Below are 21,630 nucleotides of genomic sequence, written 5' to 3'. Positions count from 1 at the left end.
GGTACCGTTGACGGATGACCGACGAGGTGCCCGCGGGCTTCGACCGCGAGTGGGTCGAGTTCTTCGACCCCGCTGACTCCGACACGATGGTGCGAGCCGACCTGACCTGGCTGCTGTCCAGGTGGGGCTGCATCTTCGGGCGCCACCCCGAGCAGGGCGGGTGCCCCGGGATCGACTTCGGCCGCAGCGCCGACGGGTGCTGCCTGCACGGCGCGTTCTACACCGACGCGGCCGACGTGCGCCGGACCAGGGAGGTCGTCAAGAAGCTGACGCCCGAGACCTGGCAGCTGCACCGGAAGTGGAAGGACACGATCGTCGACGACACCCTCGAGAACGACGAGGGCGAGGAGGAGCCGGCGAAGAAGACGGCGGTCGTCGACGGGGCGTGCGTCTTCCACAACCGCGAGGGCTTCCCGGCGGGGTCGGGCTGCGCCCTGCACCAGCAGGCGATGCGCGACGGCGTCCACCCGATGGAGTACAAGCCGGAGGTGTGCTGGCAGCTGCCGGTCAAGCGCGACTTCAAGACCGAGCACCGCGCCGACGGCACCGACGTGTCGGTCACCCTCATCACCGAGTTCGACCGGGCCTCGTGGGGTCCGGGCGGGCACGACTTCGACTGGTGGTGCACCAGTTCGCCGCTGGCGCACACGGCGTCGGAACCGGTGTACCTGTCGTACGCGGTGGAGCTGACCGAGCTGCTGGGCGCGGCCGCGTACGAGCGGCTGGCGGACCTGTGCGCGGAGCGGGAGAAGCGGGGCCTGGTGGCGCCGCACCCGGCGAGCGCGCCGTCCCCGGAGCGGCTGCCGGCGCCCCGGCGGATCTGAGCATGCGTCGCGAGCCCGGCCCGAGGGCCGGGCTCGCGTCGTGCGCGGGTGCTACGCGGCCGAGCCGGCGAGGCCGGCGGACTTGACGACCGGCGCGGCGTAGGTCTCGCGGACGGCGTCCGCGAACACCTCGAACAGCTCGTCGGGCGCGTGGTCGCCGAGGTAGTACTCGCGGGTGGCCGCCCGCTGCGCGGCCTTGGAGTCGGTGTCGAACAGCTCCGCCATGACGGCCTCGGCGTTCTTCGCGCCGGGTTTGAGGAGGTAGGCGCCGGCGGCGACCGGGAACTCCTCCAGGTAGTCGCCGCGGAGGCCGCGGGGGTCGGTCATGGCGAAGGGCTTGCCGCTGTACAGCCAGTCGGAGGCCGCGCCGCTGATGTCGCAGACGGCCGCGTCGGCGGCGTTGACGCAGTCGGCGAGGGAGACCTGCGACTCGGCGGCCGCGCCCCAGCGGTGGGGCAGGCCGGTGCGGGCGGCGTCGGCGGCGAGGATCGCGCGGATCGCCTCGGCGTGGGCCTGGTAGGCGGCGTTGGTGCTGGTGTACGGGTGGGTCCTGAAGATGACGGCGGCGCCGCGGGCGAGGGCCGCCTCCACGATCTTCCTGCCCTCCTTGAGGGACGAGTAGTTGACGTCCTCGGTGAACCCGGTCCAGGTGGGCGCGTAGAGGAGCACGGGCGCCTCGTCGGGGCCCTTCTCGCGCGGGCCGACCGCGATGCCGTGGAGCTGCGGGCGGCCGATGCGGCGGAACTTGCGCTCGGGGATGTCGACGCCGTGGCGGTGGTACCGGTCGACGCCGGCCTGCCCGGCGACGAACACCCGGTCGTACATGAGCGACAGCGCCGAGCGCGAGATCGCCTTGTCGGAGTCGCCGTGCATGAGCTGGATGTGGAGGAGCTCGCCGTGGCGGATGAGCGCGGTGTTCTTCTGCGCGTGGTTGGAGTAGAAGCAGGCGCGCACGCTCGCGGGGAGGAGCTTGTCGAGGACGGACTGGCCGGGCGCGAGCACCACGGGCGCGGTGGTGCAGGCGACGGTGCCGCGCATGAGGAACGGGTCGCGCACGAGGACGAGGTAGGGGTCGCCGATCCGGTCGAAGTACGGCAGCCACATCTCGATCTGGTACTCCGAGAGGCGGGCGCCGCCGAAGTGCACGACGTACTTCGGCTGGAGCCGCTCGACGGCGGCGACGACGGCCTCGTCGATGGGGTGGGACTCGCGGCGGCGGCGCAGCAGGTTCGCGAGGACGGCGTCGCCGGCCCACACGAGGGAGCCGAGGACGAGCACGAGGGCGGCGGTGTCGGCGGCGGGCCGCAGCCCGGCGGGCACGGCCGCGGCGAGGGGCAGGGCCACTGCGGTGAACCCGGTGACCAGGGCGATCGGGACGGGCGCGGCAGCGCGGTTCCGCAGCGAGCGGCGCACGTCTAGGTTCGCGGTCTCCAAGTGGGACAGGGAGAGCGCGATGCGGATGGCCCCGGCGACGGCCTGGAAGCCGGCGACGAGCACGCAGCCGGTGATGAGGGTCCAGCGCTCTGGGGTGTCGGACCAGGCCGCGACGAGGACCGCGATGACGGCGATGAGGCGCGCGGTGCGCATCGCGGAGAGGTCGTCCCGGTAGTACCAGGCGGTGACGGCAAGGACGGCCGCGGCGAGGGCGTACGCCAGCAGGTGCGTGTGCGCCGCGGTGGCGGCGATGACCGCCGCGATCGCGACGATCTCGTACCGCTGTCTCCACAGTCGGGACATGTGCTCTCCATCGAGTGAACGAATTAACGGGCTCTTAACTCAAGATGAAGTAAACACGTCTTCCGTTTGCCTCCGGTGGCAGGGATCACCGGAGCCCTGGGGGGACACACGGCGCCCCGGGCCCCGCCGGTGCGGCGGGGGCCCGGGGCGCGGACGGGTCGGGACGGGGCGTCAGGCGGCGTGGACCAGGGCGGACCCGCCGGTCGCGGTCTTGCGGACCGGCGCCGCGTAGGTGTCCCTGACCTCGGCGGCGAACAGGTCGGCGAGGTCGCCGGGCTTGACGTCGCCCAGGTAGTACTCGCGCACGGCGGCGCGCAGGTCGGCCTTGGAGTCGCGCACGAGCAGCTCGTCGAGGACGGCCTCGATGTTCCCGGCCTTGGGCTCCAGCAGGTACGCGGCCTTGGCGAGCGGGAACTCGTCGAGGTAGTGCTCGCGGAAGCCCTTCGGGTCGGTCATCGCGAACGGGCGGCCGCTGTAGAGCCAGTCGGAGGCGGTGCCGCTGATGTCGGAGATCGCGGCGTCGGCGGCGTTGACGCAGTCGGTGAGGCTCACCGCGGTCTCGGCCTGGTCGCCCCACAGGTGCGGGCGGCCGGTGCGGGCCGCGTCCTCGGCGATGACGGACTTGATGTCGTCGGCGAGCGCCTGGTAGGCGGCGTTGGTGCGGGTGTACGGGTGGGTCCGGAAGATGACGTTGACGTCGCGCGCGAGCAGCGCCTTGACGATCGCCTTGCCCTGCTTGAGGGACGAGTAGTTGACGTCGGCGGTGAGGCCGGTCCAGGTGGGCGTGTACAGGACGGTCTGCCGGTCCTCGTCGGCCTTCTCGCGCCGCCCGACCTGCATGGCGTGCAGCTGGGGTCGGCCGATGCGGCGGAACTTGTAGTTGGGGATGTCGACGCCGTGGCGGTGGTACCGGTCGACGCCGGCCTGCCCGGCGACGAACACCCGGTCGTACATGAGCGAGACCGGGCTGCGGCTGATGGCCTTGTCGGAGTCGCCGTGCATGAGCTGCACGTGGAGGTACTTGTCCAGCTTGATGAGCTGCGCGTTCTTGACCGCGTGGTTGACGTAGAAGCAGGCGCGGACGCTGGAGGGGAGGAGCGTGTCGAGGACCGACTGGGCCGGGGCGAGCACGATGGGGGCAGAGGTGCGGGCGGCGATGCCGTCGACGAGGTACCGGTCGCGGATGATGATGAGGTACGGGTCGCCGACGGCCGCGAAGTGGTCGAGCCACATCGTGAGCTGGTACTCGGACTCGCGCCCGCCGGCGAAGTGGATCACGTACCGCGGCTGGAGCCGCCGCACGGCGCTGATGACCTGGATGTCGACCGGGTGGGAGACCTTGCGGCGGTGCAGGTGGTTCTGGAGCACCGCGGAGCCGATCCAGCCGAGGGCCGCGGCGGTGGCGGCCAGGACGATCAGGTCGGCGCCGAAGCGGAACGCCCCCAGGGGGACCGATCCGAGGACGTACAGCAGGGACACGGTGTCGACGAGCGTGCCGATCGCCGGGGGCGAGGTGAGCCGCTGGCGGCGGGTCCGCACGATGTCGAGGTTGTGGGTCTGGAGGTAGCCGACGTTCAGGGCCCGGTTGAAGATGTCGGCGTAGGCGATGAAGAGGGTGACGCCGAACCCGGCGAGCAGCATCGGCCAGCGGTCGAGGCCGCCTGAGTACCAGGCGAGGATGAGCAGGGCGAGCGCGGTGAGCGTGCGGGGGATGCGGAATCCGGCCACCCCGCCGCGGTCCTGCCAGGCCGCGGTCCCGAACACGGCGAGCGCGAGGCCGACGGTCAGCCACGGGACGCCGGGGACGGCGACCGCGGAGACCACCGCCGCCACGGCCAGGAGGTTCGTTCGGATGGGCCAGGATTGGAGCAGTCTCTTCAACTCGCCGTGCCTCTTCGGTCTCGCGTGGCTGTGTCGCCGGTAGTTCTATCCCGCCGGGTCGACGCTTCCGGTTGCAATTACTTGAAGTGCTGGTTAACGCTGTTCAGGTCCTCCGCGAAGTCCACTTCGATGACGTTGTGCTGCGAGATGTCGACCGCCTCGAACTTGAGGCCGTCCTTCTCGATGGCGAGCTCGATGCCGCGCTCGAAGTAGTCCTGGTCGTCGACCTCGGCGAGGCGCTTGGCGACGAGGGCGCGGTCGTCGGCGGAGACGTAGTTGATGCCGACGGCCTCGCCGAGGGCGCCGTCGTGGACCTGCTTGGAGAGCTTGTTGATGTACCCGTCGGCGCCGAGGGTGTACTTGACCTCCTCGTCGGAGACCTTCGCGGTGTTGACGGCGACAAAGGAGTGGTCCATCGCGATGTGCGGCAGGAGGACGTCGAGGACCTGGGGGTCGAAGACGACGTCGCCGTTGAGCCACAGGACGCCGCCCGGGCCGAGGATGGTGAAGGCCTTGAGGAGGCTCTTGGAGGTGTTGGTGTCGCCGTAGGCCTGGTTGTAGATGAAGCCGACGTCGGGCACCTCCTCCATGATCATCTCCTTCTTGTAGCCGACGACGAGGTGGATCGAGTGGCGGCTGAACCGGGAGGTGAGCAGGCGCAGCGAGCGGCCGAGGATGGTCTCGCCGGTGTTGAGGGCGGTGAGGGACTTGGGGTGCGGTTTGCCGAGCCGGGAGCCGACGCCGGCCGCCAGGATCACGATGTTCGTGGACATGTCGAGAGCCACCTCGTTCGGTTGGGATGCTGGATTCGTGCAGTTTACCTAGCTGAACAGTCGATTACGCACAGCCCAACGGGCGGTGGACGCGGGCGTCACACGTTCCGGGGACGTCCCCGGAGCCCGCCGCGGCGCGGTACCGCGCGGCCGGGATCAGGCTCTGAGCAGGGCCTCCGCCAGGACGAGGTCGGCCGGGCCGGTCACCTTGAGATTCCGCTCCGAGCCCGGGACGGTGCGCACGGGCGTGTCGGGGCGGTAGCGCAGGACGACCGAGCAGTCGTCGGTCGCGGTGAAGGCGGGGTCGGCCGCGGCGGCGTCGTGGGCGGCGGCGATGAGGCCGAGCCGGAAGCCCTGCGGGGTCTGGACCCGGGCGAGCGCGGACCGGTCGGGGACGGCGATGATCCGTCCATCGTGGACTTCGACCACGGTGTCGGAGGAGGGGATCGCGGCGGTCGCGGCCGCGGCGCCGTCGAGCGCGGCGGCGACGTCGGCGATGATGCGGCCGGTGACGAGCATGCGGGCGGCGTCGTGGATGAGCAGCTTCGCGTCGTCGCCGACCTCCGGCTGGGACCGCGCCCAGCGGATGGCGGCGACGGAGGAGTCGGCGCGGGTGGCGCCGCCGCCGATTACTGCCGAGAGTTTTGTCACATTTGCGGTTTTGGCGATGGTCCAGGCCGCTTCGTGGTGGCCTTCGGCCATGACGAGGACGATGCGGTCGACCGCGGGGCTCGCCTGGAACGCCTCGAGGGTGTGCTGGAGGACGGGCCGCCCCGCGACGTCCAGGAGCTGCTTGGGGAGGGCGGCGCCCATGCGGGCGCCGGTCCCTCCCGCGAGCACGGCCGCGATCGTCGGCGGATCGAAGGTCACGGTCGTCTCCAGGTCCTCGGCGTCGGTGTGACGCCCCAATCTACGGTCCCGGAGGCCCGGATCGGCGCGGCCCCGCCGGGCTACCCGCGCGCGGCGAGGGCCTTCTCGAAGACGTCCACGTGCCCGCCGACGACCTGCTGCGGCTCGTACCGCCGGGCGGTCTCGCGACCGGCGTCGGCGAACTTGCGGCGCAGGCTGGGGTCGCCCATGAGGCGGCGCAGCGCCCCTGCCAGCGCGGTCGGGTCCTTGGGGGCGACGAGCAGGCCGTTCTCCTCGTCCTTGACGATCTCCAGCGGGCCGTGCTTGACGGCGGTGCAGACCACGGGCAGGCCCGCGGCCATCGCCTCGACGATGACGAGCCCGAACGGCTCGAACCGGGAGGGGACCGCGGCGATCGACGCCTTCGCCCACTCGGCGTCGAGCGGGGTCACCGGGCCGGGGAGCAGGATGCGGTCCTCGAGGCCGTGGTCCTTGATGCGGTTGGTGATCTTGGTGCGGTCGCGGCCGCGGCCGTAGATCTTGACCTTCCACTCGGGGAACTCGTCGGCGACCTGCGCGAAGGCGTGGACGAGGATGTCGAAGCCCTTCATGCCGGTGAGGCGCCCGGCGGTCATGATGACCGGCTCGGTGAGCTCCGAGGGCGGCAGCGGGTTCGCGGGGATGGCGTTGGAGACGCAGGCGATCCTGTCGGCGGCCTGCGGCAGCGCCTCGCGGTAGGCCTTCGCGTCGGCGTCGGTGATCGTGACGATCGCGTCGAACCGCGGGTAGTGCTCGAGGATGAGCTCGCGGTGCCGGTCGGCGTAGTGGTCGAGGTACAGGTGCTCCTGGGCGACCATCGCGTACCGCTCGGGGCGGCCGTACATCGCCATGTACAGGTTCACGCTGATCTGCGTGCCGACGAGGACGTCGGTGTCGAGTGCACGCAGGAACTTCTTCACTCGGACATCGAGCAGTTTCGAAGACTCGCCCATGTTGTTCACCTTGTCGGCATCGAGTGCCGACGGCGAGCGGCTTTGCCAGCGCTCGATGAAATTGAGCTTCTCGCCGCCGTTCTCGGGTTTTCTGGTGTCCCAGAGATTGACGACCTTCACCCTTTCGTCGGCGGGGAAGTCGGCCTTCTTCTTGCTTCTGATGCACGATGCGATCGTCACCTCGTGACCGAGCTCTGCCAGCGCTTCTGCGGTGTTGAGGGTGGTCTTGATGGTGCCGCCGATACCCCAGATGTTCCGGACCAGAAATGTGATTCGCATGAACTCGAAACCCGCTTTCGAAGAATTGCCGTCTTCAGCCACATGGGACATCGCATGGCTCCGCACTGAGCACTTGTCCGCACAGCCTTGACGCGCCGGAACCCGGACCAGGTTGCATCCAAGCAGAAAATAGTTTACGACCGGTTGAACCGTAGGGGGACGCGCCGAGGCCAGGCGTGTCCGGTGACATCCGGATGTCAGACATGCCACAAAAACGGGCAAAGCAGCGGCCCGGCCCAGCTGATGCGGGACCGGGCCGGACGCGTCGGCTACCCGCCGGGGGCGGCCTTCTTGGCGGCCTTCGCGGCGGTGGTCTTCTTGGCCGCGGTGGACTTCTTGGCGGCCGTCTTCTTGGCGGCGGCCTTCTTCGCGGTCTGCTTCGCCGCGGTCTTCTTGGCCGCCTTCTTCGCGGTCTTCTTGGCGGGCACGACGCCCGAGGCGACCTTCTCGCGGCGCTCGGCGAGGAGCTCGGCGGCGCGGTCGATCGTCAGGTCCTCGATCGAGTCGGTCTTGCGGATCGAGGCGTTGGTCTCGCCGTCGGTCACGTACGGCCCGAAGCGCCCGTCCTTGAGGGTGACCTCCTTGCCGGTGACCGGGTCGGGGCCGAGCTCCTTGAGGAGCGTCTGGGCGCGCTGCTGGCGCCCGCGGGTCTTCGGCTGCGCGAGCAGCTTCTCGGCCTCTTCGAGGGTGAGCGTGAAGAGCTGCTCCTCGCGGTCGAGGGACCGGTAGTCGCGGCCCTTCTTGACGTAGGGTCCGTGCGGGCCGAGGCCGGTGCGGATCTCCTCGCCCTCGGCGTCCTTCCCGACCAGGCGCGGCAGCGTGAGCAGGCGCACGGCGTCGTCGAGGGTGAGCTCGGAGAGCTTCTGGCCGGTCAGCAGCGAGGAGGACTTCTCCCCGGAGGTGACGTACGGCCCGTACCGGCCGCTCTTGGCGAACACGGGCTCCCCGGTCTCGGGGTGGGTGCCGAGCTCGCCCTCGGCGGAGCCGAGCTCGTACAGCTCCTCGACCTTCGCGGCGGTCAGCTCGTCGGGCGCGACGGACTCGGGGACCGAGACGCGCTCGCCGGGCTCGCCGGCCTCGGCCTGGGCGGCGGTGGTCCGCTCCAGGTAGGGCCCGTAGCGGCCCACCCGGGCGACGACCTGCCGCTGCTGGTCGTCGGTGTACAGCGGGATGGAGTTGACCTGGCGGGCGTCGATCTTGGCGAGCTCGTCCTCGACCATGTGCCGCAGCCCGCCGGAGGCGGCCACGGTGCCTTCCTTGTCCTTGCCGCCGAAGTAGAACTTGCGCAGGAACTCCTCGCGGGACTCCTGCCCGGCGGCGACCTGGTCGAGCTCGTCCTCCATGCCCGCGGTGAAGTCGTAGTCGACCAGGCGCGGGAAGTGGCGCTCGAGGAGGCCGACGACGGCGAACGCGCGGAAGGCCGGCACGAGCGCCTGGCCCTTCTTGAAGACGTACTCGCGGTCCTGGATGGTCTGCATGATCGACGCGTACGTGGAGGGCCGGCCGATGCCGCGCTCCTCGAGGGCCTTGACCAGGCTCGCCTCGGTGTAGCGGGCGGGCGGCTGGGTGGTGTGCCCGGCGGCCTCGAGGCCCTGTTCGGCGAGGTGCTGGCGCTCGGCGAGCTCGGGGAGGCGCTTCTCGGCGTCGTCGGCGTCGCCCTCCTCGATGGACTCGACGTAGGCGAGGAGGAAGCCGGGGTTGGTGATGGTCTTGCCGGACGCGCCGAAGTCGGCCTGCTCGCCGTCGGCGGTGGTCGCGCGGGTCCGCACGGACGTGGAGTTCCCGGTGGCGTCGACCATCTGGGAGGCGAGCGTGCGCCGCCAGATCAGCTCGTACAGCCGGTGCTCCTCGGCCGAGAGCTGGCCCTTGAGCTGGTTCGGGGTCTTGAACCGGTCGCCGGAGGGCCGGATGGCCTCGTGCGCCTCCTGGGCGTTCTTGACCTTGCGGGCGTAGTGGCGCGGCTCGGCGGGCACGTACTGGGCGCCGTACAGCTCGGCGGCCTGGGCGCGGGCGGCGTTGATCGCCGTCGCGGACAGGTTCGTCGAGTCGGTCCGCATATAGGTGATGTGGCCGTTCTCGTAGAGCCGCTGGGCGACCCGCATGACCTGGGCGCTGGAGAGGCGGAGCTTGCGCCCGGCCTCCTGCTGGAGCGTGGAGGTGATGAACGGCGCGTACGGCTTGCGCCGGTACGGCTTCTTCTCGACCTTGAGGACGGTGAAGTCGCGGCCCTCCAGGCGCCGGGCCAGGCCGCGGGCGCCGGACTCGTCGAGGTGGACGACGTTGCCCTTGACGCGGCCGGTGGCGGCGTCGAAGTCCTTGCCGGTGGCGACCCGGTCGCCGTCGACGGCGATGAGCACGGCCTTGAACCGCTGGTCGTCGGCGGTGGACAGGGTCGCGGTGACGTCCCAGTAGTCGGCGGCGCGGAACGCCATCCGGGCCCGCTCGCGCTCGACAACGAGGCGGGTCGCGACGGACTGGACGCGCCCGGCCGACAGGCGCGGCATGACCTTCTTCCACAGGACCGGGCTGACCTCGTAGCCGTAGAGGCGGTCGAGGATGCGGCGCCCCTCCTGGGCGTCGACGAGGTCCTGGTTGAGCTCGCGCGGGTTCGCGGCGGCCTCGGCGATGGCCTGCGGGGTGATCTCGTGGAAGACCATCCGCTTGACGGGGATCTTCGGCTTCAGGGTCTCGAGCAGGTGCCAGGCGATGGCCTCCCCCTCGCGGTCCTCATCGGTGGCGAGGAAGAGCTCGTCGACCTCCGCGAGGTAGCCCTTGAGCTTCTTCACGTGGGCCGAGCGCTCGGGGTTGACGATGTAGAGCGGCGCGAAGTCGTTGTCGACGTCGACGCCGAGCCGGGACCAGGCCTTGTCCTTGTACTTGGCCGGGATCTCCTTCGCGCTGCGGGGGAGGTCGCGGATGTGCCCGAGGGAGGAGTCGACGATGTACCCGCTACCGAGGTAGGAGGCGATCGTCTTGGCCTTCGCCGGAGACTCGACGATGACCAGGCGTTTGATGTCCGGCACTGCTCCCACCGTTCACTCGGAAAATGCACTCGAATCGTTACGGTAGCTCACGCTTCCGCACTGCGTCCCCTGAGTATGGGTGTGCCCCGTTCCCGGGGAACGGGGCACACGCCGGGAATGCGACCCGGAAAGCTAGCCGACCTCGACCGACTCACGCTGCTCCGGGGCTCGTGCTTCCCCCGCTTCCACCACCGCTGACCGGCGCTTGGAGACGAGGATCGCCGTCACGAGGGCGGCGACCGCCACACCGGCGATGATCCAGCGGACGGGGCCGCCGGCCTCGCCGCCGACGCCGTCGACGGTGTAGACGACCACGGCCGGGGCGATGATGAGGCTCACCAGGTTCATGACCTTGAGGAGCGGGTTGATGGCCGGGCCGGCGGTGTCCTTGAACGGGTCGCCGACGGTGTCGCCGATGACGGCGGCGGCGTGGGCCTCGGAGCCCTTGCCGCCGTGGTTGCCGTCCTCGACGTCCTTCTTCGCGTTGTCCCAGGCGCCGCCCGAGTTCGCGAGCATGACGGCCATGAGGACGCCGCACGCGATCGCGCCGGCGAGGTAGGCCGCGAGCGGGCCCACGCCGAGGCCGAAGCCGACGGCGATGGGCGCGGTGATCGCGAGGAGGCCCGGGGTGACCAGCTCGCGCTGGGCGTCGCGGGTGCAGATGTCGACCACGCGGCCGTACTCGGGCCGCTGGGTGCCCTCCATGATCCCGGGGAAGCGCGCGAACTGGTCGCGGACCTCGTTGACGACCGAGCCCGCGGAGCGGGCGACGGCGTTGACGGCGAGGCCGGAGAACAGGAACACGACGCTGGCGCCGATGATGAAGCCGACGATGTTGATCGGGTCGGCGATGTTCAGGGTCTCGAACAGCGCGCCGCCGGCGAGGCCCTCGGAGGCCACCGCGTCGGTGTAGGAGCCGAACAGGGCGGTCGCGGCCAGGACCGCGGTCGCGATCGCGATGCCCTTGGTGATGGCCTTGGTGGTGTTGCCCACCGCGTCGAGGTCGGTGAGCGTGCGGGCCGCGTCGCCCTCGACGTCGCCGGACATCTCCGCGACGCCCTGCGCGTTGTCGCTGATGGGCCCGAAGGTGTCCATGGCGACGATGACGCCGACGGTGGTGAGCAGGCCGCAGCCGGCGAGCGCGACCGCGAACAGGCTGACGAGGAAGACCCCGCCGCCGAGGAGGTACGCGCCCAGGACCGCGGCGGCGATCGTCAGCGCGGTGTAGACGGCCGACTCGAGGCCGAGCGAGAAGCCCGAGAGGATGTTCGTGGCCGCGCCGGTGCGGGTCGAGGCCGAGACCGTCTGGGTGGGCTTGTAGCGGGTGTCGGTGTAGTACCCGGTCAGCGCGAGGATCGCGGCGGCCAGGGCGATGCCGATGAGGACCGAGGCGACGGCGAGGACCTGCGGGCCCACGGGGATGTCGGCGACGTCCTCGGCGGCGATCTTGCCGCCGAGCTCGGACCAGGAGGACGGGACGTACCAGAACACCGCGACGGCGGTGAGGGCCGCGGCGACGACCGCGGAGATGTAGAACGCGCGGTTGATCGCGGTCAGGCCCGAGGCGTCGGAGGCGCGCATGCGGGTGATGACGACGCCGATGATCGCGCAGACGATGCCGACGGAGGCGACCAGCAGCGGCAGGACCAGGCCGGTCTCGCCGAAGGCGGCGCGGCCGAGGATGAGGCTCGCGACGAGCACGACGGCGTAGGACTCGAAGAGGTCCGCGGCCATGCCGGCGCAGTCGCCGACGTTGTCGCCCACGTTGTCGGCGATGGTCGCCGGGTTGCGCGGGTCGTCCTCGGGGATGCCCTGCTCGACCTTGCCGACGAGGTCGGCGCCGACGTCGGCGGCCTTGGTGAAGATGCCGCCGCCGACGCGCATGAACATCGCCAGGAGCGCGGCGCCGAAGCCGAAGCCCTCCAGGACCACGGGGGCGTCGCCCCGGTACACGAACACCACGACCGCGGCGCCGAGCAGGCCCAGGCCGACGGTGAGGAACCCGACCACGCCGCCGGTGCGGAAGGCCAGGTGCATCGCGGTGGTGGGCTTGCCGTCGCGGGCCGCGGCGGCCACGCGCACGTTCGCGCGGGTCGCCATGTTCATGCCGGCCCAGCCGATGAACGAGCTGAACAGGGCGCCGACGATGAAGAACACGCTCCGCCCGACGCGGACGTCGGTGCCGCCCTCGGCCGGGAGCAGGAACAGCAGGACCACGGCGATGACGACGAAGATCCCCAGGGCCTTGAACTGGCGGCGGAGGTAGGCCGAGGCGCCCTCCTGGACCGCTCCCGAGATCTCCCGCATCTTGTCGGTGCCGGTCCCGGCCTTCAGGATGCCCTTGACGAGCGCCGCGGCGCCGCCGAGCGCGATGAGCGCCAGCACGGCCGCGAGCACGACGAGGCTGAGGTTCGCGCCCTCGAGCGCGCCTACGCCCTCGTCGCCGTTGGCGAGCAACGTATGCATGTAGTTCCTCCATAGAAAAGCAGCGCAGGCAGGCGCGCGCTTTCGCAGACACGTAGGGGGCCGCTCCGGGGAAGCGGGCGGCCGTCGCCGCGCCGGGGGACGACCCTTGCGGCGCGGCTGGCATAACGAGCGGAGTGTAACGATGTGAGGGCTTTCGGAGTGGGTTCGGTCACGCCGGTCCGGCGGGGTGGCCGGGACCTCAGTGGTCGGTCGCCGAACCGGAGCCGGGCAGCGGCCAGCTCATGCTCACGGTGGTGCCGCCGTCGGCGCCGGGACCGGTCACGACCAGGTCTTCGACCAGTCCGCCGAGGACGATGAGGGTGATCTCCTCGGAGAGGGTGTCCTCTTCGAGCGCGTCGTGGTCGTTCGCTCGCGCATCGCCGCCGACCGCGCCCGCGCCGACCCGGTCCCCGGACCGTGCACGCAGATCCTGCGCGTTGTCGGTGACTTTCGCAACGAAACGATCACCGATCGAAAACTCCACGCGCACGAGATCGCGCAGACCCCGGTCCCGGTGCCGCAGGACCGCGCGCGTGCACGCCTCGCCGACGGCCTGGCGCACCTCGTCGAGGAGCCCCGTGGCGACGCCCGCGTGGGCCGCGACGTCGGCGGCCACGAGCCGGGCGGCCCGCACGTAGGCGGCGGCCGGCGTGAAGGCGAACCCGACCGTCGCGGGTTCCGGCCGCCTTCCTCCGGAGCGGTCGTGCCTGGAGCCGTTCACTCGCCGGGCACCGCTTCCCGGACGTCCAGGACCTTGTCGAGCCCCGTGAGGTCCAGCAGCTTGCGGATGCGGGGGTTCGCGCAGACGACGACCAGGCTGCCGCCGGCGTCCGAGAGGCGGCGGCGGGCCCCGATGAGGACCCCCAGGCCGGTCGAGTCGCAGAACTCGGTGGGGGTCAGGTCGATCGCGACCCGCATGCGCCCCTCCGAGGAGAGCTGTCGGACGGCTTCGCGCAGCTGCGGGGCGGTGTACATGTCGATCTCGCCGGTGACGCTGATGACCGCGTACTCGCCGACGGTCGTCAGGCCCAGTCCCAGTTCGGGCTCACCGTCGCCTGAAGTTCCCCTCACGCCGTCTCTCCTACCTGGCTGGAGTGTGTCTTGGCCCATAAGCGTACTGCGTTCCGAGTGGGCCGGAGCCGGGAGCGTATGACCGAATTGCGGACGGGTCCGCGCGGGAGGCGCGGTGTCGGTCCGCTGCGGCATCATTGCATGATGCCCGCGGACCAGCTCATCGCCGCCCTCGACACCGACGAGGGCGGCCTCCGCCACCTCCGGCGGCTCCCGCCCCGGGCCGCGGTGCGCACCCCCTGGCCCGAATGGGTCCCCGAGGAGGTCCGCACGGCCTTGGAGGACACCGGGATCACCCTCCCCTGGCCGCACCAGGCCGAGGCCGCCACCCACGCCTACGAGGGCCGCGACACCGTCATCGCCACCGGCACGGCCTCCGGCAAGAGCCTCGCCTACCTCCTCCCGGTCCTCACCGAGGCCGCCGCCGACGGCCCCGGCCGCACCCTCTACCTCGCCCCCACCAAGGCGCTCGCGGCCGACCAGGCCCGCGCCGTCGCCGAGTTCGACGTCCCCGGGCTCATCCCGGCGATCGTCGACGGCGACACCCCGTTCGAGCACCGGCAGTGGGCGCAGCGGTTCGCGAACCTGGTGCTGTCCAACCCGGACCTGCTCCACCACTCGCTGCTCCCCCGCCACCGCATGTGGCGCTCGCTCCTCAAGGACCTCAAGTACGTCGTAGTCGACGAGTGCCACGTCTACCGCGGCGTGTTCGGCGCCCACGTGGCGCTGACGCTGCGCCGCCTCCTGCGCCTGGCCGAGCACTACGGGGCCAGTCCCACGGTGATCGCCGCCAGCGCCACCGCGGCCGACCCCGCCCGGTCGCTGTCGGTCCTCACCGGACGGCCCGCGACGGAGGTCACGGTGGACTCGTCGCCGTCGCCGGGCGCCGCGGTCGCCCTGTGGGAGCCGGTGACGTACGAGATCGACGGCGAGCCGCAGCAGGCGTCGACGCTGAGCGAGACCGCCAGGATGCTCGCGCAGCTGGTGCGCCGCGGCGTGCGCACCCTCGCGTTCGTGCCCTCCCGCCGCGGCGCGGAGATCGTGGCGGCCGAGGCGAAGTCGCGCCTCGGCGCCGACCCGGCCGCGGGCCGGATCGCGGCCTACCGGGCCGGGTACCTGCGCGAGCACCGCCGGGACCTGGAGGCGGACCTGCGCGAGGGCCGCCTGCTCGGGGTGGCCACGACGAACGCGCTGGAGCTCGGCATCGACGTGACGGGCCTCGACGCGGTGCTGCTGTGCGGGTACCCGGGGCGGCTGGCCTCGTTCTGGCAGCAGATCGGGCGGGCCGGGCGCGGCGACACCGAGGCGCTCGCGGTGATGCTCGCGAAGGACGACCCGCTCGACACGTACCTGGTGCACCACCCGGAGGCGATCTTCGACCGGCCGGTGGAGACGAGCGTGTGCGACCCGTCGAACCCGTACGTCCTCGCCGGGCACCTGTGCCTGGCCGCGGAGGAGCTGCCGCTCAAGGAGGCCGACCTGGCGTCGATCCCCGGCAGCCGCGAGGTCGCCGACCAGCTGGTGGAGCAGAAGCTGCTGCGCCGGCGGGCCGGGGGCCGGTACTACTGGGTCGGGTCCGAGCGGCCGCAGGTGGCGCTGCGCGGGTCGGGGCCGATGGGCGTCGACATCGCCGAGACGAGCACGGGCCGGCTGATCGGCACGATCGACGCCGCCGCCTCGCACCGCCTCGTCCACCGGGGCGCGCTGTACCTCCACCAGGGCGAGTCGTACCTGGTCGACGACCTGGACCTGGAGGAGGGCCTGGCGCTGGTGCACGCCGCGAAGCCGCCGTGGACGACGAGCGCGCAGGAGATCACCCACCTGGAGGTCCTCTCGACGCGCGAGCGCCTGGAGATGGGCGACGTCGCGCTGAGCCTCGGCGAGGTGGAGGTGACGTCGTGCGTCATCTCCTACCAGCGCCGCCGGCTGCCCTCGGGCGAGGTGATCGACACGCAGCAGCTCGACCTGCCGCCGCAGACGCTGCGCACGGTCGCGGTGTGGTGGACGGTGGACCCGGCGTCCCTGGAGGGCCTGCGCGACCTGGCCGGGTCGCTGCACGCCGCCGAGCACGCCTCGATCGGGCTGCTCCCGCTCATCGCCACGTGCGACCGCTGGGACATCGGCGGCCTCTCGACCGCCGCCCACATGGACACCGAGCTGCCGACGGTGTTCGTCTACGACGGGCACCCCGGCGGGGCGGGCTTCGCCGAGCAGGCGTTCCGCAAGTGGACCGGGTGGCTCCGCGCCACCCGCGACGCCATCGCCGGCTGCGAGTGCACCGCCGGGTGCCCCTCGTGCATCCAGAGCCCCAAGTGCGGCAACGGCAACGAGCCCTTGAGCAAGCCCGGGGCCCTCGTCCTCCTCAACAGGCTCCTGGAGGCCGGCGAGGGCCCGGTCACGGCCGCCGTGTTCGACCAGCGGCCCGCCGCCCCGGAGGACGACCTCTGGCCGGGCGACTTCTAGCCGGCGACGCGGTTGAGGTTGGCGCTCAGGTGCGGGCTCATGGGGTGGCCCTCGGCGGCCATCTCCTGGGCGTACATGAGGGCGCCGTCGACGATGCCGTAGAGGCGCTTGCCGGCGGTGACCTCCTTGGCCTGCGGGCTGCGCACGACGGCGTCGGTGGCGATCTCGATGCGGGTGCCGTCGACGCGGCCGTAGTACAGGTCGAGGACGCCGGTGGGGTGGGCGAGGAGGACCTCGATCTCGGGGCGCTTGGGGTCGTCGCCGGGGACGACGCGCCACCAGCCGGTCTCCTGCGCGGCGGGCCGCACGGGCTTCCCGTCGGGGTCGATGATCCACGAGCGCGAGCGGTAGTGGAGGAACGGGCGGCCGTCGTGGGTGAACGAGGCCTCCTGGGCGAACAGGAAGTCCTCGGCGTCCGGGTAGCCGCCCTGCCCGCGGCCGCGCCAGCGGCCGACGAGCGGCAGGAGCGGCAGCAGGTCGTCGTGCAGGTTCGGCCCCTTGCGGAGGTCGTCGGTCTCCTCGTACGGGTACGGCTCGACCTGCTCGAAGGTCGAGGCGAACTCCGCCGGTACGTCGCGCTCGCTCATTTGTTCCTCGCGGTTCGGATGGTCCAGTAGCCGAGTGCACCCGCCATGGCGCCTGCGGCGATGACGAGTACGGCGGTCAATGCCGTCTCCACGGCCACCACTTTACGTCCGCACCTCGCCGTTCAGGCGATGCGATGGCAAGATGTTGACCATGACTACACCTGGACCCTTCGACAACTGGCTCTCGGACATGGACGGCGTGCTCGTCCACGAGGGGGTGCCCGTCCCCGGCGCCAACAAGCTCATCGAGAAGCTGCAGTCGGCGGGGCGGGGGTTCCTCGTCCTCACCAACAACTCGATCTACACGCCGAACGACCTCCATGCGCGCCTGAAGAAGTCGGGTCTGGACGTGCCGTCGGGGAACATCTACACCTCGGCGATGGCGACGGCGGACTTCCTGCACTCGCAGCGCCCGAAGGGCTCGGCGTACGTCATCGGCGAGTCGGGCCTGACGACCGCGCTGCACGAGATCGGGTACGTGCTCACCGACTACCGCCCGGACTACGTGGTGCTGGGCGAGACGCGGCGGTACGACTTCGGGGCGCTGACGACCGCGGTGCGGCTCATCAAGTCCGGGTCGCGGTTCATCTGCACCAACCCCGACACGACGGGCCCCTCGCTGGAGGGCATCCTCCCGGCGTGCGGCGCGATGGCGGCGATGATCACCGCGGCGACCGGCGCCGAGCCGTACTTCGTGGGGAAGCCGAACCCGCTGATGATGCGGAACGCCTTGCGGCGCATCGGGGCCCACTCGGAGTCGACGGTCATGATCGGGGACCGCATGGACACCGACGTGCTGTCGGGCCTGGAGGCGGGCCTGGAGACGGTCCTCGTCCTGTCGGGGGTCACTGACAGTATGGAAGAGGTCGAGCGCTACCCGTTCCGACCCAACCACGTCAAGGATTCGGTCGCCGACCTCATCGACTGGATCGAGTAGAGCAAGGAGTCCCCCATGCCTCCCGGCCAACGCCCTTCCAGCGGCACCCCGCGCACCCGCCGGGAGGACGCGGAGGACGCCGCGCCCCAGCGGCCCGTCCGCGGCCCCGAGTCCGGGGCCGCGCCGCGCCAGCCCGCCCCGCAGCGCCCCCAGCGCTCCCCGGAGGGGAAGCTCTCCGCCGCCGACAGCCGCATCCTCGGGTTCGAGGCGCGCTGGTGGCGCGCGTCGGGCGCGAAGACGCAGGCCATCGCCGACGAGCTGGAGCTCACGCCCGAGCGGTACTACCAGCACCTGGCGCGGCTCATCGACCACCCGGAGGCCGCCGCGGAGCAGCCCGCGGTCGTCAGGCGGCTGCGGGCCGCCCGGGACGAGCGCCGGGCCGCGCGGTAGCGCGGGTCAGGCCGCGCGGCGGCGCTCGGTGACCCGGAACCAGGCGGCGCCCGCGGCGAGCACCGCGAGGCCGCCGAGGACCGCGGCCGGGGGCAGGCTCGCGGCGACGAGCACGCACCCGGCCAGGCCCAGCCACGGCAGCGGGGCCCGGCGGTCGAGCGTGGTCGCGGCGGCGTTCGCGATCGCGTAGTAGACGAGGACGCAGAAGCCCGAGAACCCGATCGCCCCCGCCAAGTCCAGTGTGGACACCAGGAGGAGGACGAGGGCGCTCGCCGCGACCTCGGCCGCCCACGGCACCCCGAACCGCGCCGACACCGCCGCGAGGGCGCCCGGCAGGCGCCGGTCCCGCGCCATCGCCAGCGCGGTCCGGCCGATCCCCGCCAGCAGGCTCAGCAGCACCCCGGCGACCGCGATCCCCGCCCCGACCGCCACCAGCGGCTTGAGCGCGGGCGCGCCCGCCGCCGCGAGGTCCGTCAGCGGCGCGTCCGATCCCGCGAGGGTCCCCGCGCCGAGGACGCTCAGCGCCGTCACGGCCACCGCCAGGTACACGGCCGCGGCGGCGCCCAGCGCGATCGCGATCGCGCGCGGGATCGTCCGCTCCGGGCGCACGACCTCCTCCCCGAGGGTCGCGATGCGCGCGTACCCGGCGAACGCGAAGAACACGAACCCCGCCGCCGTCAGCACCCCCCACGGGTGCGTGTCGCCCAGCGGCCGCGCCGCGACCGGCCCGGTCAGCCCGGCGACGACGACCGCCGCGAGCACCGCGAGCGTGATCCCCGCGAACACCGCCGACGCGAGCGCGGTCCGGCGCACGCCCAGCAGGTTCACCGCGCAGAACGCGACCACCGCGGCCGCCGCCAGCGCCCGGGGATGCTCCGGGAGCACGTACGCCCCCAGCGTCAGCGCCATCGCCGCGCCCGAGGCGGTCTTGCCCACCAGGAAGGCCCAGCCCGCCGCGAACCCCGCGGCCGGATGCAGCCGCGCCGTCCCGTACGCGTACGCGCCGCCCGACTGCGGGTGCAGCGCCGCCAACCGGGCCGACGAGCGGGCGTTGCAGTACGCGACGAACCCCGCGATCACCAGCGCCGCAAGGAGTCCCGGCCCCGAACCGGCGGCCCGGGTCGCGGGCCCCCACACGGCGAAGACGCCCGCGCCGAGCATCGACGCGAGGCCGATCGCGACCGCGGAGGGAAGGCCGAGGCGGCGTTCGAGGGGCGGCCGCGCGGGCGGCTGAGAGGGCATGTCTGTGAAGATACCGCGCGCGGGTGGCGCGGCACGGCTAGCGATAGCGCCGCTCGGGCTCCAGCCAGAGCGGCAGACCCACTGTCCCCCAGCGGATGCGCCGGATCATCCGCATCAGCGCGACACCGATGAACAGGCCCGCCAGGGAGTCGGTGAGCCAGTGGAAGCCGAGGTACGTCGTGGAGAAGAACACGATCACGACCGGCGCGACCAGCAGGACCCGCCGCTGCCAGGCCGCCAGGTGCGCGCCGAGCAGCATCGCCAGCAGCCCGTACCACAGCAGCGTGTTCACCACGTGCCCCGACGGGTACGCGCCGACCGCCGAGTCGCCCAGGTTCCCCAGCTCCGACCGGTCCGGCACGAACAGCAGCGCCTCCCCCGCGTCGGCGTACGGGCCCGGGTCGGGCCGCGGCCAGTGCGGGTAGATCCGCGGGAACGCCAGCTTCAGCAGCAGCACCAGGCCCGCCATGCCGTACGTGAAGAGGAACAGCACCATCGGCCGCACCGAGCGGCGGCCGAACGCGATCACGGCGGCCACCGCGAGCGCGACCGCGCTGAGGATGCCGCCCTGCCCGAGCTTGTTCGTGAACACCAGAAGCGTGCCGAGCCACGGCGGCCGGTGCGCGTCCGAGAAGTCCCGCAGCCAGATGTCGAGGTCGATGAGCGGGCTGTGGAACGCCGACAGCCACGTGCACGCCGCGAACAGGACGAGCATCGCGATCTCCACCCACCACGAGCCGGGCCGCCCCGCCTCGAAGGGCTCCCAGTCGCCCGGAGGGGTCCGATCCGCGCGCTGCCTCTTGACCGTCACGGGCGTAAGCCTAGCGACGCCGCATCCGGGGCCGGAGCCATGTCGGAGAGCGCCGCGCGGCACGCCCGCCGCACACGCCTCGGGGGGCGTCCGCGGCCGCGGACGCCCCCCGAGCGCGAGGTCTACAGCTCGGCGACGTCGGCCTGCTTGGCGCGCACGGCCTCCGCGGCCTCCTTCAGGTTCGCCAGCTCGTCGTCGAGGAGCGGGGTCTCGACGACCTCCTTGACGCCCTCGGCGCCGATCTTCGCGTTGACGCCCAGGTAGACGCCGGAGATCCCGTACTCCCCGTCGACCCACGCGCACACCGGCAGCACCGCGCCGGAGTCCTCCGCGACGGCCTTCGCCATTCGCGCGGCCGCGGCCGACGGCGCGTAGTACGCCGAACCGGTCTTCAGCAGCGCCACGATCTCGGCGCCGCCGTTGCGGGTCTTCGTCACCAGCTCCTCGACCTTGTCGGCCGGCAGCAGGTCCGCGAGCGGCTTGCCGTCGACCGACGACTGGCTCGGGACCGGGACCATGGTGTCGCCGTGCGAGCCGAGCGTCAGCGTCGTCACCGACTTCACCGGCACCTGCAGCTCCTCGGCCACGAAGTTCGTGAACCGCGCCGTGTCGAGCATCCCGGCCTGGCCGAGCACCCGGTGCTTGGGGAAGCCGGACGCGAGCTGCGCCAGCGCGGTCATCTCGTCGAGCGGGTTCGACACCACGATGATGACGGCGTTCGGGGAGTGCTTGACCAGGTTCTCGGTCACGCCGCGCACGATGCGGGCGTTCACCTCCAGGAGGTCCATGCGGCTCATGCCGGGCTTGCGCGGCAGGCCCGCCGTGATGACGATGACGTCCGACCCGGCGGTCTTCTCGTAGCCGTTGCCGTCGTTGTCGGTCGTGGCGCCGACGACCTTGGTCTCGAAGCCCTCGATGGTGCGGGACTGGTTCATGTCGAGGGCGATGCCCTCGGGCTTGCCCTCGACGATGTCGGTGAGGACGACCTCGTCGAAGACGTCGTACTCGGCCAGGCGCTGGGCGGTGGTGGAGCCGTAGAAACCGGCGCCGACGACCGTGACCTTCTTACCCATCGAATGCTCCTCTGCATCTCTAGGAAGCGCTGCGGGGACGCCCGTGCGTCGCCGCAGGCAATGCGGTGGTTGCCGGTAGGGGCTACGCGAGCGTAACCAGGACCGTTCCCCCACGCTATGACCCTGGTCTCGCCCAGCGCATCCGACCCCTCACCGGGTGGCGGAGGCCTCCATATCCCCCGGTCGCGGCCGGTGCGAGACGCCTCCGGGACGGGCCCCGGCGGCGTCTATC

General features: G+C 71.8%; 17 protein-coding genes. 4 read left to right on the top strand and 13 right to left on the bottom strand.

Features of this window, described 5'->3' with window-relative positions:
• The first annotated feature begins 14 nt into the window (after positions 1-14).
• A complete protein-coding gene (locus ABD419_RS16275) occupies positions 15-824 on the top strand; it encodes a DUF3109 family protein (RefSeq protein ID WP_344488221.1) in 810 nt (269 codons plus the stop codon).
• A gap of 51 nt (positions 825-875) precedes the next feature.
• On the opposite strand, the gene ABD419_RS16270 is transcribed toward ABD419_RS16275, so the two are convergent.
• The 9 genes from ABD419_RS16270 to ABD419_RS16230 all read right to left on the bottom strand — a co-directional run bounded on the left by ABD419_RS16270 (position 876) and on the right by ABD419_RS16230 (position 13,895).
• Complete coding sequence (locus ABD419_RS16270) at positions 876-2,561, bottom strand: CDP-glycerol glycerophosphotransferase family protein (protein ID WP_344488219.1); 1,686 nt, start codon at positions 2,559-2,561, stop codon at positions 876-878.
• A 171-nt stretch (positions 2,562-2,732) separates the two neighbouring features.
• Positions 2,733-4,442 (bottom strand): CDP-glycerol glycerophosphotransferase family protein, encoded by a 1,710-nt coding sequence (locus ABD419_RS16265; protein WP_344488217.1) that lies wholly within the window; start codon positions 4,440-4,442, stop codon positions 2,733-2,735.
• A gap of 77 nt (positions 4,443-4,519) precedes the next feature.
• Positions 4,520-5,215, bottom strand: a complete 696-nt coding sequence (locus tag ABD419_RS16260; protein WP_344488215.1) for a phosphocholine cytidylyltransferase family protein — start codon at positions 5,213-5,215, stop codon at positions 4,520-4,522.
• A 156-nt stretch (positions 5,216-5,371) separates the two neighbouring features.
• Complete coding sequence (locus ABD419_RS16255) at positions 5,372-6,124, bottom strand: IspD/TarI family cytidylyltransferase (RefSeq protein WP_344488213.1); 753 nt, start codon at positions 6,122-6,124, stop codon at positions 5,372-5,374.
• Between the two features lie 41 nt (positions 6,125-6,165).
• Complete coding sequence (locus tag ABD419_RS16250; protein ID WP_344488211.1) at positions 6,166-7,335, bottom strand: glycosyltransferase family 4 protein; 1,170 nt, start codon at positions 7,333-7,335, stop codon at positions 6,166-6,168.
• A 269-nt stretch (positions 7,336-7,604) separates the two neighbouring features.
• Positions 7,605-10,358 (bottom strand): type I DNA topoisomerase, encoded by a 2,754-nt coding sequence (topA, locus tag ABD419_RS16245; protein ID WP_344488209.1) that lies wholly within the window; start codon positions 10,356-10,358, stop codon positions 7,605-7,607.
• A 132-nt stretch (positions 10,359-10,490) separates the two neighbouring features.
• On the bottom strand, positions 10,491-12,824 hold the full coding sequence (locus ABD419_RS16240; RefSeq protein WP_344488207.1) for a sodium-translocating pyrophosphatase: 2,334 nt from the start codon (positions 12,822-12,824) through the stop codon (positions 10,491-10,493).
• A gap of 199 nt (positions 12,825-13,023) precedes the next feature.
• Positions 13,024-13,440 carry an ATP-binding protein gene (locus tag ABD419_RS16235; protein ID WP_425556082.1) on the bottom strand — a complete coding sequence of 139 codons (417 nt, stop codon included), beginning with the start codon at positions 13,438-13,440 and terminating at the stop codon, positions 13,024-13,026.
• Between the two features lie 101 nt (positions 13,441-13,541).
• On the bottom strand, positions 13,542-13,895 hold the full coding sequence (locus tag ABD419_RS16230) for an STAS domain-containing protein (protein ID WP_344488203.1): 354 nt from the start codon (positions 13,893-13,895) through the stop codon (positions 13,542-13,544).
• A gap of 144 nt (positions 13,896-14,039) precedes the next feature.
• Between ABD419_RS16230 and ABD419_RS16225 the strand changes: the two genes are divergently transcribed.
• A complete protein-coding gene (locus ABD419_RS16225) occupies positions 14,040-16,358 on the top strand; it encodes a DEAD/DEAH box helicase (RefSeq protein WP_344488201.1) in 2,319 nt (772 codons plus the stop codon).
• On the opposite strand, the gene ABD419_RS16220 is transcribed toward ABD419_RS16225, so the two are convergent.
• The gene (locus ABD419_RS16220; RefSeq protein ID WP_344488199.1) at positions 16,355-16,945 is read right to left on the bottom strand and encodes a nitrobindin family protein; all 591 of its coding nucleotides are present in this window, start codon (positions 16,943-16,945) and stop codon (positions 16,355-16,357) included. The genes ABD419_RS16225 and ABD419_RS16220 overlap by 4 nt on opposite strands.
• A gap of 151 nt (positions 16,946-17,096) precedes the next feature.
• Between ABD419_RS16220 and ABD419_RS16215 the strand changes: the two genes are divergently transcribed.
• Entirely contained in the window at positions 17,097-17,882 is a 786-nt protein-coding gene (locus tag ABD419_RS16215; RefSeq protein ID WP_344488197.1) for an HAD-IIA family hydrolase, read from the top strand.
• 15 nt (positions 17,883-17,897) lie between these two features.
• Complete coding sequence (locus tag ABD419_RS16210) at positions 17,898-18,272, top strand: DUF3263 domain-containing protein (protein WP_344488195.1); 375 nt, start codon at positions 17,898-17,900, stop codon at positions 18,270-18,272.
• 6 nt (positions 18,273-18,278) lie between these two features.
• Here the strand turns inward: ABD419_RS16210 and ABD419_RS16205 are convergent, their stop codons facing one another.
• The 3 genes from ABD419_RS16205 to mdh form a co-directional block, all read right to left on the bottom strand.
• A complete protein-coding gene (locus ABD419_RS16205; protein WP_344488193.1) occupies positions 18,279-19,514 on the bottom strand; it encodes an APC family permease in 1,236 nt (411 codons plus the stop codon).
• Between the two features lie 37 nt (positions 19,515-19,551).
• Positions 19,552-20,325, bottom strand: coding sequence for a phosphatase PAP2 family protein (locus ABD419_RS16200; RefSeq protein WP_344488191.1), 774 nt, complete (start codon positions 20,323-20,325; stop codon positions 19,552-19,554).
• A gap of 122 nt (positions 20,326-20,447) precedes the next feature.
• Entirely contained in the window at positions 20,448-21,398 is a 951-nt protein-coding gene (gene mdh / locus ABD419_RS16195) for a malate dehydrogenase (protein ID WP_344488189.1), read from the bottom strand.
• Between the last annotated feature and the right edge of the window lie 232 nt (positions 21,399-21,630).

Source organism: Glycomyces endophyticus (assembly GCF_039531525.1).
Classification (GTDB): domain Bacteria; phylum Actinomycetota; class Actinomycetes; order Mycobacteriales; family Micromonosporaceae; genus Glycomyces; species Glycomyces endophyticus.
This window is presented reverse-complemented; position numbering and strand designations above follow the sequence as displayed.